This is a genomic window from Sphingorhabdus rigui (genome assembly GCF_014196595.1).
Classification (GTDB): domain Bacteria; phylum Pseudomonadota; class Alphaproteobacteria; order Sphingomonadales; family Sphingomonadaceae; genus Sphingorhabdus_B; species Sphingorhabdus_B rigui.
In genome coordinates this window covers 1,604,940-1,620,887 of sequence record NZ_JACIEA010000001.1, presented here as the reverse complement: position 1 = coordinate 1,620,887, position 15,948 = coordinate 1,604,940, and the positions used below count along the sequence as shown (strand labels likewise).

Here is a 15,948-nt window from a genome sequence, read left to right as displayed (position 1 = left end):
ACGCTGAACAACCTCGCCAACGATAACTTCGGCGACGAAATAAGCTTCGAGGCAATCTATGGCGCAAACGCCATCGGATATGTGATTTAAAAAAGGTGAGAACCCGTCTAGTATTGAGCTATCAGTATAAAGAATCTTTTGTTTGATATCGATGATGTACAATTCGGGACGTGGGCCCATTTTGTGACTATATCTGGGAATACCATAGCTCTCGATAAGCTGATAGACCTTAAAACATAAGCAGCCTTTCGCTATCTCGCCGTTACTTTAACCATGCATTTATGTAACCAGGCGTTTTGGTTCTGTCGCCGGTTGGGGGGCTTTGGGACAGATCACCTAAGCACTTAGATAGGTTGAAGAGCGACTGCGTTTCAGTATTGCTTCTGAACGAAATGTTATAAGGACTGCCGAAATGAAAAACCGTGCAAGTATCCTGTTTCTGATATTCTCGCTTTCCGCGTGCGGTGGAGATCAACCACAGTCTGTAACTCCCGTAATGATATCTCCCCCCTTTACTCCTACTCAAGCGCCAAGTCCTGCCTCCGTACCATTTGTTACGGTCAAGTTTGCGTATGAGGCACACCGCTTTTCAAACCGCGATGTCGTTCCAGAATACACATATGCAGGCGTGGTTTATTCAGGCGGACTGGCTGGCATATTCCCGCAAGGAAGTATCAGCATAGATTTCCAGCGTGATGGTTATCCCGAGGTCGTCGTGCCGCTCAATAAAGCGTACGGAACACCTGCATATGCCGCAATGCCCTACATACTTCTATCAAACACAAACGGACGGTTAATGTACGATCCGGCGCATAATGCAGCCATGCCTTCCGTGTTCGGCGCAAGAAGGGCCGCAACCTTATCGGTAGGTGGCAAAAACGCTGCCTTTTTTGTCGCTCACAATGTATCCGGCGTTTATGGCGATCCAAAGGCGCACGGTTCTGCAATTCTGATTGGGCAAAGGGCTGGTGTAGTAACGACGCTGTTGGACGCCCTCCCGCGGATCACAACCAAGCAAGGCTTGCCAGACAACGCTACCGACGCCCACTCGATGGCAACAGGTGACATAAATGGCGATGGTCTTGACGATATATTGATAGGAAATTGGAACCCATGGGGAGGTTTCCCGCCTACCATATTGCTGCAGACTTCCAGTGGCCAGTTTACGGCGTCTAGCGACAATTTCCCTGCAACTCTGCTTTCCGTGCCTGTAACAAACCCAAATTCCGAGGGTAATGAAAACAACAACTTACTTCTCGATCTGCATTTGGTCGATGTGAATGGAGACAAATACGCTGATCTGATTGCTGGTTTCGGCCATGGCTCCACGCCGAGCTTTTTGTTCATAAACCGGAACGGTCAATTCAGTTTTGAAGACCGGATTGCTCTGCCTCCCAGCCTGTATGGCATTAACACTAGCCTCCATATGGAGACAAAAGATACCGACATAGATAATGACGGCGACCAAGATTTGGTCATATTATACTCGCGATACGTGCCTTACTATGGCGGGAATTATATCCAAATCTTACGTAACGACGGCGGAAAGTTCACGGACACCACGGAAACTGCACTTCCCCAAGACCAGAACTACATAATGGCCAACCGGTTGGAGTGGTCATCTGATGTTTTCATTAGTGATCTTGACAGAGATGGACTGGTCGACATCCTGCACGGCCTTAATGACGGGCGCTTGATGGTCTATTTTAACAAAGGCGCAGGGAAATTCACCAGACTGACCACAACACTGCGGAATAACGCTGTCGGAAGATTGATTGCTGTTGACGACTTTAACGCAGACGGCAAACAGGAGCTTTCATATTTCGAATACACAGGTGGTTCGAGTACCGAAAACACCTTTGCCCTAACCGTTTACGAACTGGACTTTCAAAAGCCAATGTGAACTTCAAGACTTCGCAGGATCAAGAAATCTTGCTCTAAGATAAGAAAAAACTGATGCTACTCATAAGAATTAACAACCTTCTTTGAATTTTTATATCGCTATATCAAAGACATAAATGTTATCGACTTCATCATCCACGGTGCACCATTTGCTTCAATGAATTGGTCAATATCTGAAGCCCCGCAATTGGTTCTATGTCTCAAAATGTAAGTACTTTCATAGGTCCTGAACCTAGGCTTTGAATGGTCATCGAACCTATCTCAAACGATTGGTAGCATATGGCGTTTCGTGACAGCCAAATATGACCACGTAATTTCACCGATCGAAAATTGCCTTATCGCAAATCGCCGATTGAAAAATCCACTATCCATTCGGGGTCCGTAGATTGCGGATTAAGCCGATATTCTCGGGCCCGCCAAACAGGGGCCAATGCGGGATTATCTTACCAATGGAGAAGAGTGATGAAGATGAAGAAACTCATGACCGCTTCTGTTCTTGTGATCGGCCTTGGCTTGTCAAGCGCAGCCATCGCAAATGATCAGAATCAGGGTAACAATGCCGGCAACAACGGCGGCGGAACAGGCAGCACCACGACTGTATGGAATGACCTGATCGACAGCTACTATCAGGACAACGCTGCCGACACAATGACCATGGATTATAGCGCCAGTAGTGAAAAAAATGGCAACACTATGATCGTGGCCAAGCAGTATCTCTTTGCAGAAAACAGCAACTCGATGCTCGACGAAGTCGTTGATCTTGACGGCGAAGACAAAGACGAAACTGCTGTCGGCTATAACAGCGGAAGCAACTCGGTGAACGACAATGCATTCGCTGCCTATGCCGGCATTCTCAACCAATCTTGGAACACTGGCATTAACGCCAACACGCAGGCAGCGACCAACATCGCAGCTCAGGGCACCGTCAATTTCGGCGTGAACTCTGCTGCCGCTGCCGATGCCGGTTCTGGCGGCAGTGGCGGTGACTGAACATTCAACAAGGCGGTGCCAATCCACCATTGTGATCCACCGCCAAAAGGAGAATTAACATGAAGAAAATTGCGATCCTATTGGTCCCCGCATTCGTCTTAGCCATTGCGGCTCCGGCATCTGCCAATGACCAGAATCAGAATAATGATGCCAGTGATAACGGCGGCGGATTCCTGAGCCAAACGAATGTCGTCAATGACTATCTCGATGAATTTTATCAGGATAACAGCCCCGACAGTGTCAGCCATTCGGTAAGCAAGAGCTATGCTGCGAATAACAACACGCACCTTGCTGCATACCAAGAGCTGCATTCTGTCAATTCCAACTCGGAACTTGATGAAGTTGTCGATCTTGATGGCGACGATGAACATGAAACTGCCGTTGGTTACAACAGCGGCCGCAACTCGGTGAACGACAATGCCTTTGCGGCATTTGCCGGAATTGCCAATCAGGCATGGAACACTGGGATCAATGCTAACACCCAGGCAGCGACCAACATCGCGGCTCAAGGTACGGTCAACTTCGGCGTCAACCCGAGCGACAGTGCTGGTGGCGGCGCAGACTAACGCGTCATCCCCAAGAGGCCGAGCGGCTCTCCCCAATACCCGAAACCCGCTCGGCCAACTGCTTTTTCAAGAGCGATTATGGAGTAAAGTCCATGTTTAGAGAAATTACAATTGCAGCAACCGCAATGTGTGCCTCAATTTGTTCGGCACCGTCGGTAGCGCAGACGATAGCCGCAGATCACGGCTCAGTGGCCCCTCCGACACAGCAAGAAGACATGATTGTGGTGACCGCAAAAATGCCCATTAATTTGACAAAGCCGCGATCTAAGCATGTTGTTGCAAATTCCGAATTAGACACACAGCGCGGCGGCGAACAGCTCATCGTGACGAACCAGACATTGACCGCGATTACGCAAGGCAACGTACTCAATGGTGACTTTTTGGCGGGCGATGTCACTCTGTCTGATAGCGCGCTGTCCAGCTTCAATGGCGTTGGGAACATCTTGATCAACACCGGCGCGCAGGTGAGCCTGCAGACGGGCATGAACCTGACGATCAATATCGGCAAATAAGGAACGCCAACATAGAAATAAGGAACGCCAACATAGGAGGACTTCCATGATCCATTCTTGGATCAGAGGCGCGGCGTTGGGTGCAACCGCACTTGTACTGGCCGCCCAAAGCACATCGACCCAAGCCGAGGTACAGTTAGGCCGCGAAAGCGGCGGCGACTTTAGTGTTTCGGTCATGAGCTGGTGGGAAATCCCTTTCCGCACTGTTGTGCGGCAGCGTTATGATTTCAGCTGCGGATCAGCGGCGGTCGCCACAATCCTGACGCACCATTACGACCGGCCGACAAGCGAACAAGAGCCCTTCAAAGCAATGTGGGCCAAAGGCGACAAGGCATTGATCCGCAAGGTTGGATTTTCAATGTTCGACATGAAGGATTACCTGACCGATCTGGGTTACACTACGGAAGGATTCCGGCTGAAAGTCGCGGACCTACAAAAAATCAAACGCCCGCTCATCGTTTTGCTCGATTTGAATGGGTTTAAGCATTTTGTGGTCATCAAGGGCATATCGGCCAACCGTGTTTTGACCGGCGACTCTGTCCTTGGCCTGACGCAATATTCAACGCGGGACTTTGAAAGAATGTGGAATGGCATTGCACTTGCTATTGTCAAAACACCCGAGCCGAAACGGCCCAAATTCAATATGGCCGGCGATTGGGGTCCGTGGTCGCAAGCGCCGCTGGAAGAAGGAAATGACGCGCTGGCGGTTTCCGTTGGCGACCTGACAAGTCATTTGCCGCCGGAGTACCAGCTCACCCCCACCATATTGCTCGACGTCCGCGTCGGCACCATACCGTAAGGAAAAATCATGTATCGCCCCTCTTTGAAACGGGCTGCTTTGGCCGCCCTAGTCATACTGCCGCTGCTTCCGGCTACTGCTGAGCCGCCGATCGACGATGAGGCCGTTTTTGCGGAACCGTCGATCAGCGATGACGAATTGAGCGAACAGCGCGGCGGTTTTCAATTTGCCGGCATGGAAATCAAACTTGGTGCCGATATCCGCACATTTCTGAACAGCGAACTGGTGCTGCAGACCGTTATAACGATGGATGAAAACGGTTATAACCGCGCTCAGACGGTTGGGACAGGACTGACACTGGCTGATGCCGACGCTCTCCGCAACAACGTCCTGTCGAACGGGGCGATCCGGATGAATGTTGGGGACAGCCAGGTGTTTCTAGCCAATGAAGGCCGCACGGCAATCATCCATGGCAATGAAGGCGCGCTGCAAAATATTCTGGTCAATACAGAAAGCAACATTACTGCAACGCAGGATGTTACCGCAACGCTCGATCTGCAAGGGTATGACGGCTTTGCCGCGACTGTCACCTCGGATCAGCTGAGCCGCAGCCTTGGCGATGATGTGACCCGAGCGATCTCTGGTGCGTTTGGCGGGTAAAAAGATTGTACATGCCATTATAATGAAAGGCGGACCATCCAGTGATGGTTGGCCGCCTTTCATGCAGTCGAATTTTATTTCCGCAGGTTGATGCCAAGGGGAAAGCGGACCGATACAGCTACGTCCGGCGCATCAGCCGTCGCGCCGAACTCGAAGCCAAAATTGACTGATTGGCGGGGGCTGAGCCTATACGACATTCCAAATGTAAAACTGCCGACTTGTGCCCGGTTGGATCGTTCGACACTGCTGCCGATTTCCTGTGTGGATGGGAAGATATAGCTATGACGATAGCCCATCGAGAAGGAAAAGCGTGGATTGAGCGCAAATCCAAAACCGAGGTTACCGCTGATTGCATCGCCCGGATCGACACGGCCGATGAAGGCTCCGCCAATGGTACGATCAATATTGCGCGGTATATGATAAAGGTAGCCCAGGCTGCCGAAAATCACAGCCGGATCGGACGGCAAAAGCATGCTGACCCCTGGTTGCACGGCCCAGAATCCTGAGCCAGTCGATAAGCCAGTGGCCACGCCAAATTCGTCATAGGTGACCTCAAATGGGCTTTTCCCGGTGTCCGATTTGACGCGGAGATTGGCAACCCAGATCGGCCTCTGTCCGCGCGGCCGGTTGAGTTGGTAGCGCAGCGCAAATTCTACATCGCCGATATCGCGTTCTTTGAGCGCAATGGTGCGTACAATGCCTTCGTCACGTTGCTGTGCCACCTCGATCCGGTCCCAGCGATAAAGGGCAGGCGCGCGCGCCTCAACTTCTAGGCGGTTGGTGAGCCCATAGCGGGCGGCCAATGTTGTAACCAGCGTCGTGCGGTCAGCATCAGATGCCTCGATCAATCCGATTTGAATTCCAGGCACCAGTTCAATGCCCCGAAACACAAGCCGGTTCGTCGAGCTGCCGGTATATTCGAACGAGGAATCGAGCACCATTCGGCCTGCGGGGGTCAGGACACCTTGACCTTCAGGCACGGCTTCAACTTTGCTTTGCACGGTGGGCTCTGGCGGCGGCGCTTCGCCGACCGGAGCATCCGGCATCATTTGCGTGGTTTCACGCGAAACTGGAGCGATTGCTTGCATGGCGCCACCCAGTCCGGCACCGCGTAGCGCACCCAAGTCCGAATTTGCCAGCTGCTTTTGAACCAACATATCGATCGCAAGTTGTTGCTTCGCTATTATCGCGTTTTGCTTTGCAATCAGCTCCCGCTGTGCCGCCAATTCTGCAGCAATGATCGACAATTGTATCGCAGTGCTATCGGCCCTTTGAGGTTTTGGCGGTCCGTTGCGATCAGCATGTCGCTCGTCGTCTGCCTTTATGTAAGCGAGGTCAAAATGCCTGAGCGTCTCATTCGCTGTTTCTGACGACGGCTGCGGTTCGGTAGTAGCGTGGGCTTGCGATGAGATCGTCAGTGCCGTTAATGATGTGGCAAGGCCCAGCGTGCGGAGCACACTTTTTTCTAAATGCGAAATAGTCATCCGTTAGCTCCCGTATCCTGCGGTCAAACTGGCACTATTCACATTGGCATGCGGTAGGGTGCTCTTTAGTGGAAGATCCGCGTCATCATCGCCATCAGCAAGCAACTGTAAGCTCGCATAATCCTTAATCATAACCGAGTGTGGGCTATCCAGGCTGATGAGGTCTCGACGGACAAATTCGGACAATGTTCGGCTGACGGTATGGATGGTCAGGCCGAGATGATCGGCAATATCCGATCGTGACATGGGAAGTTCGAAGGGCTTATCTATCGGGAAGCGCTTGGCTGTTACGAGCAGGAACGCCGCGAGACGTTCCGCTGCAGTCCTGCGGCCAAGCAGAAAAATGCAGGCATGTGCGCTATCCAACGCACTGCGTAGCGCACTATGCATAGGCGGCGCTCCGCTGGGCCGAAGGTCCTCGCCAAACCCCCTGCCACAGCGGCGCAGCGTCACTGCTGTGACCGCTTCTGCCGATGAAGCGTAACGACCGCGATCGATGCCGAAAACATCCCCAGGATAGAAAAAGCCGGTTAGTTGACGGTGCCCATCACTGTACAAAAGGCAGGTTCGTACGGTTCCCAACATGACTTCAAACCAGTCAGTCGCGGGGTCGCCTTGCGCATACACAATTTCACCCTTGCGAAATTTCAAAATGGTACCGGGATCATTGGCGTTTTTGGACGTGGATCCGATGTCGGTATGGCCGCGTAGCCTAAGCATTTGATATCTCCTGTATGGTCGGCGCGGCCCGTCTCTCTTTTTATTATGTTGCGCAAGGTATGCGGCTTCCCATTCGACTGCCATTCGGAATAATGCGTATGGCTTTCACGGCAGGAATTAACGTAGGGGATTCTACTAGATATACTTTACCATTCGGTATGATTTAGAGTGGGTTATTGGTCGGATCTTTATTAGTTGCTTCGGTTACATGGCGGCTTATTAAGCTTCGGGTAGCTAGACATTGAGAGGGACGTAAAGCCCAAGCATAATCGTAAACTTAGACCGCAACGGAAGCGGCGAATATTCTAACCGGGTCGCAAACGGTGAAAAAAATCGAGTCTTTCGATTTCTGGGAGTTTGTTACTATGTTGGAATTGGATCCTGTAAACGGCATGCCAATATTGACAGCACGCGAGCAGCAAGTTCTTGAACTCGTCGCCCAAGGCCTTTCTGCAAAGGAAGTTGCGCAAGAAATCGAAATTGCGCCGCGTACCGTCGAACGCCATATCGAAAACGTGCGGCTTAAGACTAGGGCAAGAAACCGCACCCATATGGTCACGTTAGCGTTAGAGTCAGGAATTTTAATGCTATCTAAAGACGAATACTGATCTTTTTATCCACCCGTTACATGATCAATTGCGGCGGTCGTCGCCAAACAGAAAAACTGGCTTCATCCAAACCGACGCGTCCGTCAATCCGGCGAGGGTAGGTTATGGTCATCGCGTTAGCAATTTTGGTGCCTGATACAGGCAATGTTGCCGCTTGACTTATTGCATATGCTTCGGCTGTTCAGCGAATTTTATCGCACAAGCATTAAGGTCTAACCATCTTAATGAAGTTTCACGAGGACCATTTCAATGAACTTAACTTGTTCATTTACGCATAGCAACGGCCTGAACTCCATTCGCCAATAACATTCCGCAAAACCACCATCACAATTGCCAATATCATAGCGCTGATGCGTTAGGGTTTGTGGCTCTTTTAAACTCGTCATTTGGTTGATTGAATTAAATGTATGACTGATGCATTCGGATTCCGACGATTCAGGATTTTCGGGAAATACATCAAAAATCGGACGACCAACCAGCTGCCCGTTTGAAAGCCCGGTTTCAGTTGTAAACGCTTCATTCACAAACAAAATTTTCAGGCCTGGACCCGGATCGAGAATTATCGTTGGCAAAACCGTTTCGATACCGTCAATCTCTAATTCATCGGCGTCAACACAACTGCCATCGCACTTAGCGTTCAATTCCTGCCCTAATTCACCACATGCTCCATATTCGCCTGCATCGAATAGCGCCAATTGCTGCCGGTAGTGATGGACTAGGCTTTGTAAATAGTTACGGTTATCTGTAAAGTCAGGTGAATTGAGCACCCGCGTTAGTCGTTCGATATTGCAGCTTATTATAAAGCGGCGCATCGTGACTGGGTTAGCAGCGTTCATTTCAGTGGTTGAAACTATTAACATATAATGAAAAAACCACTGTCTGCCGCCAGCGGTCTGTACGCTGACGTACAAATGGGTATTTTTACCTGTCAATTCATGATGAAAGGACACCAGTTAGGGATTAGTTGATGTATATTGGCCACAGTAAGGATATGCTGTTTCTTATTTAACGAAGTGGGGCATACGCGTCCGACGATAATTCTTCGAGTCGCCCCCTGTCAGCAATGCGTATCTTACGCCGTTCCGCGACAAGCATACCGGCGCTTTGAAGTGATTGTATTGCAAGAGTTACCCCGGCCCTCCGTACATTCAGCATGACGGATAGAAACTCGTGGGTCAGCGCAATTTCTTCTTCCACCAAGCGATCTGAACACATGAGCAACCAACGCGCGAGCCTTTGCTCGACGGTGAAGGATGCATTGGCAAGTGCGGTTTGTGCAATCTGTATGAGAACGCTATACATAAAGCGGTGCAACGACGATCGCAGTGTTACACTTTCGTCAACAGCTTTAGCTAACGCTCTGGCAGAAATGCGATATCCGTGACCTGGCAATTGCATAAAACAGCGCAAAGCCGTCTCTTGCTCCCCAAGTATCGTCGCTACATCGACCATACCTTCATACCCGACAATGCTTGCTTCTGTTTCACGTCCATCGTGCGTTGCCATCACCATTGACGCAATACCGGCTTCGAGAAACCAGCAATGTTCGATAACTTGTCCTGGCATCGACAAGATATGACCTCGCGGCAAGTCCACGCGCACAAGATACGGAGCAAGACTCGCAAAATCACGAGGTGACATCGCCTTTAAAAGATGGTTGGAGACTGTCGATTGATCCGGATGCGGCACCATATAACCCAAAAAAAAGGGGCGGGAGCACTACTTTCTGCCGGCTGCGCCCTTTAGCATCAGCAACCGATTGAGCTGATATCGTGCACGACCTCGTGGATGACAAGACCATTAGTTGTCTGTACGGTGTCGTACAAAACTAACTAAATTTGAGTTAAATTTCTGGTAGATAGCATGCCCAGCACGAAAACGGGTTTGTCGGCTTGTCATAATGGAAACTGGGTGGAGACGCTGATTTGCGCAAACGGATTTCTAATGACAAATTGCACGCGCGATCTGTTTGCTCTCATCTTCACGCCCCCGCACGACACGTTGCCCCTTCAAGGCACCTGACGTTTCGGTAACCACGGTGCATTGGCCTTCGGGCTGATTGCCTGTGCCATAGAAGATGATTACCCAATCATTGGTCTTTCCCAATTGATGGGCCAGCGCCGTGTTGGAATAGAGAGCCGTAAAATGCCAAGGCTCAATTTCCGTATGCAGAATTGGGAGCCACGCCCGCCCTTCGGGGTTGAGACGTTTCGGTGCGATGAGGCGAAGTTGCCCGTCTCGTGCTTTTGTGCGGTATTCAAGATCGACACTCAAAAGGAGAGCGATAGGCGGCAAAGTGTGCGGTCGATGAACGGTGCGCCTTGTTCCCCGTTGTGAGAGAATTTCGTTCAGGGCGATGCGAATAATCGAAAGTCGCTTTGGACCAATACCCGGAACCTGCGCGAGCCGTCCGTCATGTGCTGCTGCTTCGAGCGCTTCGAGTGTGTCGACATGAAGATATTCATGAATTTCGTGCGCCAGAACAGGTCCTATACCGGGAACGATCTGAAACGCCGCCTCGGGTTTAAGGGTCCCACGCATGCGATCGAGCTGCGACCATTGGCCCGTGGAGAGCATTTCAAGAATTGCGGCGCCAATGCCCAGGCCGACATTGGGCAATGCATCAAGCGCGCTCATGCCGCGTTTGGCAACGACTGAAATATCCTCCCCCAATTTCTCAATCGTGCTGGCCGCCTTGAGGTAGGCGAGGCTGCGGTACGGGCTCGCCTGTTGTGCTTTCAACAAGGCTGCCGCTTCACGCAGATGTGACGCTATGGTAGCATTGGTTTCAAACCCGTTTGTGTGATTACGCACCGTTCGGGCAGACGACATGGTGCACGCAGTCAGTCTTGCTGGCCGGTTTCGTTCATTTCTTTCTTCCATGTTTCTTTTGCAGCAACCGCAGCGGCTTTGCTTGCCTCAACCGCAGCCGAAGCCGCTTTGTTGGCCGCCTGTTCCGCTTCCAAAGCCGCAGCTTTTGCTGCAGCGGCGTCAGATTTGGCACCCGCTTCGACAGAAGCCTTGGTTTTTGCAAGCGCATCGCGGGATGCGGCAACGGAGGCTTTGGCTAGCGACTCAGCCTTTTTGGCATTTTCATTCACCACTCCAGCGATTTCAGAGTTGGTGACCTTGATTCTTTCCTCGGCCCGAACGGCAGCAGCCTCGGTTTTAGAGGCGAGTTCCATTGCGGCCTGCTTATCCTTTTGCGCAGCAGAAGCGACAGCTAGCTTCGCCGCCGTTACCGATAACTTAGCGGCTTGCACTACTTCAGCAGCGGCTACCTCTGCGCTTTGCTCTGCTTTGGTGAGACGTTGCCGTGCTGCGTCTTTCACATCGCTTGCGGATACGGCCTTGTCCGTTTCCTGTTCTGGTTCAGCTTGTTCGCTGCAACCGCTGATCATCAAAGACGCACCCATCAGAATAGCTGGATAAAATACGGACATTTTCATAATGAATCTCCAACGGCAAACGCCGATAGGATGGCACGACACCGCATCCTTCGGCTCGAAAAAAATCGATAAACACAATTTTTCGCCTGAAGTAACTACGTAGTATCCGCTATCCATTGCGCGACTTCACCTGCCAAAATCGGGCAATCGTTGCCATGATTTCGATAGACAGATTCTCAGGGTTTCATCCTGTTGTACCTAGGGTCAGGACCTATTAAATGCACCATCGCGGCGTCAAAATGGCAAAGATATCGAAGTAAAATGTCCGCCGCAGGCAGTTATTCTGCCTGCAAGGGCATTTTGCTTTGAGATCGAAGCCATTTTGGCGTCCTTCGGATTTGACCCATATTGTCCATTGCTGCGTTGGCAAGCTTGGACTTAGAACAACTAAGTCCGGCGCTTACCGCCTTGCACTGAACAATATGGCCTCAAACCGCGAAGGCGCATTTAATAGGTCCTGACCCTAAGGACCTATCCGGATTGGATTGTGTCAAATTGGGCCTAAGCTACCCGCAATCGAAGAGCGTAAGTTTACGATCCAATCCGAGAGGTATCTGCCATGCCAAGCAAAATGCGTGCAGCAATATTTATCGAGCCCGGTAAGATCATTCTCGGCGAAAAGCCTATGCCGGTTCCGGGCCCCAAAGATGCTTTGATCCGCATTACCCTCACGACAATCTGCGGCACTGATATCCATATCCTGAAAGGCGAGTATGCCGTAAAATCGGGACTAACCATAGGCCACGAGCCCGTTGGTGTGATTGAGCAACTGGGCAGTGCCGTTGAAGGATTCGAGGTCGGACAGCGCGTGATTGCGGGCGCCATCACGCCGTCCGGCACGTCCAACGCATCATTATTGGGATTTCACTCGCAATGCGGATGCCACACGCCTCATGGCTGGCAGTCGATGGGTGGCTGGCGGTTGGGCAACACCATCGACGGGGCGCAAGCGGACTATCTGATCGTGCCTGACGCAATGGCCAACCTTGCCGTGATACCCGATGGCATCAGCGATGAGCAGGTATTGATGTGCCCCGACATCATGTCGACCGGTATGGGCGGTGCCGAAGCTGGACATATCCGCATCGGCGACAGCGTTGCCATTTTTGCTCAGGGACCAATCGGACTATGTGCAACAGCAGGCGCCCGGTTGATGGGGGCTTCAAATATCATTGCGATCGATAACATCACGGAACGGCTCGATATGGCCAAGCATATGGGCGCGGACCATGTTGTCGACTTTTCCAGAACCGACCCCGTATCTGAAGTCATGCGGTTGACCAGCGGGCGTGGTGTCGATGTCGCAATCGAGGCATTGGGACAGCAATCGACATTCGAGGGCGCGCTTCGCGTACTTCGACCAGGCGGCAGGCTATCTTCGCTTGGCGTGTACTCAAATGATCTTAAAATCCCGCTCGACGCCTTTGCCGCCGGGCTTGGCGATCACAGCATCGTCACGACGCTTTGCCCTGGCGGCAAGGAGCGGATGCGAAGGTTAATGGAGGTCGTGGCATCGGGCAGATTCGATTCAAAGGCACTGGTGACGCACCATTTCAGCCTTGACGATGTCGAGACCGCCTATGATGTGTTTGCGCACCAGCGCGACGGCGTGTTGAAAGTGGCCATCAAACCATAAAAATACCGCGCCAATGAACGCGCCCATCCCCCAGTCCGGTAAAGTCCTGATAGTATGCTGATGTGCAGCGGGCAAAACTGCACAATAATGTCCGAACCCTTCACTCTGAACGCCTTGAGCAACATTGCGGGACTGTCGACTGCAGAGGCGACGAAACGCTTGGCCGAAGACGGCCCCAACATGCTCCCCAAATCAGGGAAACGATCGCTTTTCCGCATTATACTTGATGTTGTACGTGAACCGATGCTCGCACTGCTGATGCTCGGCGGGCTGGCTTATCTGTTGCTCGGCGATCTTACAGAGGCATTAATCCTGACGGCCTTTGCATCCTTTTCCGTCATGGTGACAATCATGCAGGAAAGCCGGACCGAGCATGTACTCGATGCACTGCGCGATTTGTCAGCTCCGCGCGCGCTTGTCATTCGCGATGGGGAGCGGCAACGTGTGGCCGGCCGGGATGTGGTGCGCGGCGATCTCTTGCTGCTCGATCAAGGTGACCGGATTGCCGCTGATGCAGTCCTCCTGGCCACAAACGATCTTCAAGTCGATGAATCGCTCCTCACCGGGGAATCTCTGCCTGTTATCAAGCGTGCCGCGTCGGCTGACGAATATGTCGGAGCATTGCGGCCCGGGGGCGAAGATCAGCCCATGGTCTATTCGGGATCTATCATAACCCGCGGAAGCGGCGCCGCCTGCGTTACCGCAACGGGGCTTTCGACCCAAATCGGGCTGATCGGAAAATCATTGGCCGCGCTTGATCCCGAGGCACCCCGGCTCAGGCTCGAAACGATGCAGATCGTCAGGCTGTGTGCCGTTGGCGGTACATCTGTCGCGATTGCGGTCGCCTTATTATATGGGATGACCCGCGGCAGTTGGCTTGACGCGCTGCTCGCAGGAATTTCGATTGGCATGTCCATGCTGCCAGAGGAATTTCCGGTTGTGTTGACCATCTTCCTCGCGGTGGGCGCTTGGCGGATCAGCAAAGTGCGCGTTCTGACCCGGCGCGCTGCGGCGATAGAGACGTTGGGAGCGACCACGATATTATGTACAGACAAGACCGGCACGTTGACGGTGAACCGTATGGCGGTCACCCATTTGTGGATACCCGACAAAGGCACGACGAAAATTGATGATTATCGGACCATTCCCAAAGAATATGGGAAACTGATCGATACTGGAATATCCGCCAGTGCAGTCGCCACCGTCGATCCGATGGAGGTTGCGATCCACGAGGCTGGCCAATCATCAAAGCAGCAAAGCACTCCAGAATGGAAATTTGTTTGTAATTACGGCCTGCGCCCCGACTTGCTCGCAATGTCGAATGTATGGCAAACCCCGGAGAAGCTGGTCGTCGCAGCCAAGGGCGCGCCAGAGGCAATTGCGACCTTATGCCGGTTGAGCGCAAGCGAAGCAGGAAAACTTGCACAAGCCGCCGATATGATGGCCGAACAGGGCATACGTGTTCTGGGTGTAGCCGCTGCCGATAGTATGGATCTGCAGCCAGCAAAATCGCATTGCGATTATCATTTCTCACTGATTGGGCTGATTGGCCTCGCTGACCCTTTACGGACCAGCGTACCTGATGCCGTGGCTGCGTGCCGGGCCGCGGGTGTGCGGGTCATGATGATAACCGGCGACTATGCCAAAACCGCGCGGTCAATTGCATTACAGGCCGGATTTGCCGACGGCGAAATCCTCATCGGCGCTGAACTGGATGCGCTTGATGATGCGCACGTGGCTGACCGGCTGGCCAAGGTGACGGTGTGCGCCAGAACCATGCCCGAACAAAAACTGCGGATCGTGGAAGCATTGAAAGCCTCCGGCGAAATCGTTGCCATGACAGGGGACGGGGTCAACGATGCGCCTTCATTAAAGGCGGCACATATTGGTATCGCAATGGGGAATCGCGGCACTGATGTTGCGCGCGAAGCGTCATCCATCGTCCTGCTGGACGATGATTTCGGTTCTATCGTTAAGGCAATTGCGTTCGGTCGCCGCATCTACGACAATATCCGAAAGGCCATGGCCTTTATCTTCGCTGTCCATGTCCCGATTGCCGGATTTGCTCTTGGGCCGCTCCTGATCGGTATGCCGCTCTTGTTCGGACCCATTCATATCGCGCTGCTCGAAATGGTGATCGACCCTGTATGTGCGTTTGTGTTTGAGGCGGAAGAAGACGAGTCCGATATTATGACCCGTCCGCCCCGCGCACCTGATGAGAAGCTATTTTCCTGGGGGATGATAATGTGGAGCATTTTTCAGGGCGGGGTGAGCTTCGTTCTACTGGCCGGCGTCTATGCTTTTGCAATCTGGAAGGGCTATAGTGATGCGCAGGTCAGGACACTGGTTTTCTTTGCACTCGTCGCTTCGATATTGTCGCTGATCATCATAAATCGCTCGTTCCATGGATCAATTTTTACCGCATTACGGCGACAAAACCGTGCACTGATCTATGTCTTGGCTAGCGTGGTCTGCATTTCTTCTGCGATACTGCTAATTCCGGCAACCACATCCCTGCTCGAATTTGCGCCGTTGGGAATTCAGGATCTGACTATCGCGATTGCCACAGGCGCGGGTGCAATATTACTCTTGCAATTTATGAAGATGGTTCTGTTTAAACCGCTCTCAACGACAGCACATTATCCGTAGCAATACCTATCGCACCAGCAACATCGGCAGGTC

At 52.1% G+C, this 15,948-nt stretch carries 15 protein-coding genes; 9 read left to right on the top strand and 6 right to left on the bottom strand.

Features of this window, described 5'->3' with window-relative positions:
* Positions 1-412 precede the first annotated feature (412 nt).
* The 6 genes from GGR91_RS07510 to GGR91_RS07485 all read left to right on the top strand — a co-directional run bounded on the left by GGR91_RS07510 (position 413) and on the right by GGR91_RS07485 (position 5,369).
* Complete coding sequence (locus GGR91_RS07510) at positions 413-1,903, top strand: FG-GAP repeat domain-containing protein (RefSeq protein WP_183941463.1); 1,491 nt, start codon at positions 413-415, stop codon at positions 1,901-1,903.
* A gap of 329 nt (positions 1,904-2,232) precedes the next feature.
* A complete protein-coding gene (locus GGR91_RS07505) occupies positions 2,233-2,892 on the top strand; it encodes a hypothetical protein (RefSeq protein ID WP_221204228.1) in 660 nt (219 codons plus the stop codon).
* Positions 2,893-2,951: 59 nt separating this feature from the next.
* A complete protein-coding gene (locus GGR91_RS07500) occupies positions 2,952-3,458 on the top strand; it encodes a hypothetical protein (protein WP_183941461.1) in 507 nt (168 codons plus the stop codon).
* 92 nt (positions 3,459-3,550) lie between these two features.
* Positions 3,551-3,970, top strand: a complete 420-nt coding sequence (locus GGR91_RS07495) for a hypothetical protein (RefSeq protein ID WP_183941460.1) — start codon at positions 3,551-3,553, stop codon at positions 3,968-3,970.
* Between the two features lie 46 nt (positions 3,971-4,016).
* Entirely contained in the window at positions 4,017-4,769 is a 753-nt protein-coding gene (locus GGR91_RS07490) for a C39 family peptidase (RefSeq protein ID WP_183941459.1), read from the top strand.
* 9 nt (positions 4,770-4,778) lie between these two features.
* Complete coding sequence (locus GGR91_RS07485) at positions 4,779-5,369, top strand: hypothetical protein (protein WP_183941458.1); 591 nt, start codon at positions 4,779-4,781, stop codon at positions 5,367-5,369.
* 74 nt (positions 5,370-5,443) lie between these two features.
* Here GGR91_RS07485 and GGR91_RS07480 read toward each other — a convergent pair whose 3' ends face one another.
* Positions 5,444-6,616 (bottom strand): transporter, encoded by a 1,173-nt coding sequence (locus GGR91_RS07480; protein ID WP_183941457.1) that lies wholly within the window; start codon positions 6,614-6,616, stop codon positions 5,444-5,446.
* A 240-nt stretch (positions 6,617-6,856) separates the two neighbouring features.
* Entirely contained in the window at positions 6,857-7,573 is a 717-nt protein-coding gene (locus GGR91_RS07475) for a helix-turn-helix domain-containing protein (RefSeq protein ID WP_183941456.1), read from the bottom strand.
* 323 nt (positions 7,574-7,896) lie between these two features.
* Here GGR91_RS07475 and GGR91_RS07470 point away from each other — a divergent pair, with 323 nt between their 5' ends.
* The gene (locus tag GGR91_RS07470; RefSeq protein ID WP_322788779.1) at positions 7,897-8,181 is read left to right on the top strand and encodes a response regulator transcription factor; all 285 of its coding nucleotides are present in this window, start codon (positions 7,897-7,899) and stop codon (positions 8,179-8,181) included.
* A gap of 221 nt (positions 8,182-8,402) precedes the next feature.
* On the opposite strand, the gene GGR91_RS07465 is transcribed toward GGR91_RS07470, so the two are convergent.
* The 4 genes from GGR91_RS07465 to GGR91_RS07450 all read right to left on the bottom strand — a co-directional run bounded on the left by GGR91_RS07465 (position 8,403) and on the right by GGR91_RS07450 (position 11,747).
* Positions 8,403-9,131 carry a PAS domain-containing protein gene (locus tag GGR91_RS07465; RefSeq protein ID WP_221204227.1) on the bottom strand — a complete coding sequence of 243 codons (729 nt, stop codon included), beginning with the start codon at positions 9,129-9,131 and terminating at the stop codon, positions 8,403-8,405.
* Positions 9,132-9,186: 55 nt separating this feature from the next.
* Complete coding sequence (locus GGR91_RS07460) at positions 9,187-9,873, bottom strand: Crp/Fnr family transcriptional regulator (RefSeq protein WP_183941454.1); 687 nt, start codon at positions 9,871-9,873, stop codon at positions 9,187-9,189.
* 249 nt (positions 9,874-10,122) lie between these two features.
* Positions 10,123-11,013, bottom strand: coding sequence for a helix-hairpin-helix domain-containing protein (locus GGR91_RS07455; RefSeq protein WP_183941453.1), 891 nt, complete (start codon positions 11,011-11,013; stop codon positions 10,123-10,125).
* 11 nt (positions 11,014-11,024) lie between these two features.
* Positions 11,025-11,747: a hypothetical protein gene (locus tag GGR91_RS07450; RefSeq protein WP_183941452.1), complete on the bottom strand. Its 723-nt coding sequence runs from the start codon at positions 11,745-11,747 to the stop codon at positions 11,025-11,027.
* A gap of 454 nt (positions 11,748-12,201) precedes the next feature.
* Here GGR91_RS07450 and GGR91_RS07445 point away from each other — a divergent pair, with 454 nt between their 5' ends.
* Both GGR91_RS07445 and GGR91_RS07440 read left to right on the top strand, forming a co-directional pair.
* Positions 12,202-13,266 (top strand): zinc-binding dehydrogenase, encoded by a 1,065-nt coding sequence (locus tag GGR91_RS07445; protein WP_246337068.1) that lies wholly within the window; start codon positions 12,202-12,204, stop codon positions 13,264-13,266.
* 87 nt (positions 13,267-13,353) lie between these two features.
* Positions 13,354-15,915 (top strand): cation-translocating P-type ATPase, encoded by a 2,562-nt coding sequence (locus GGR91_RS07440; RefSeq protein ID WP_183941450.1) that lies wholly within the window; start codon positions 13,354-13,356, stop codon positions 15,913-15,915.
* Positions 15,916-15,948: the final 33 nt, after the last annotated feature.